Here is a 522-nt window from a genome sequence, read left to right as displayed (position 1 = left end):
GGTCCGGTACATCCGCGCACCGGCCGGACCGTAGGGGTCCGCCACGAACCGCTCGGCCGTCAGACCCGCACGGTTCACGTACCCCCGGGTCATTCCGGCACCGGTGACGTACAGCTCTCCGGCCACCCCCACCGGTACGGGCACCAGCCGCTCATCGAGCACGTAGACGCGCTGACCGGGGATGGGCACGCCGATCGGGACCGGCGCCGACCACGCGTCGACACTGGTGGGCAGCAGGTGCGCGGACACCGTCCAGGTCTCGGTCGGGCCGTAGAGGTTGTGCAGCTCCAGGCCGGGCCGCTCGCCGAAGAAGCGGCGTATGTTCCGGCTCAGCGTGAGCGCCTCGCCCGCCTGGGACATCAGCCGCAGGGCCCGCAGCTCAAGGCCGTGCTCGTTCGCCGCCTCACACACCGCCTCTATGACCAGGGTCGGGGCGTACAGCTCGGCGATGTCGTTGTCGTCCATCCAGCGAGCCAGCAGCTCACCACTGCGCCGCACGTCCTCCGCGGGCAGCCACAGCTC

The 522-nt window shown here is 71.1% G+C and carries 1 protein-coding gene; it reads right to left on the bottom strand.

Annotation, left to right across the window (positions count from 1 at the left end):
• Nucleotides 1-522, bottom strand: a 522-nt coding sequence (locus MTF65_RS30085; RefSeq protein WP_243632165.1) for an AMP-binding protein, incomplete at both ends; no start/stop codon positions are given.

The sequence above is a fragment of the Streptomyces sp. APSN-46.1 genome (assembly GCF_022815725.1).
GTDB lineage: Bacteria > Actinomycetota > Actinomycetes > Streptomycetales > Streptomycetaceae > Streptomyces.
This window is presented reverse-complemented; position numbering and strand designations above follow the sequence as displayed.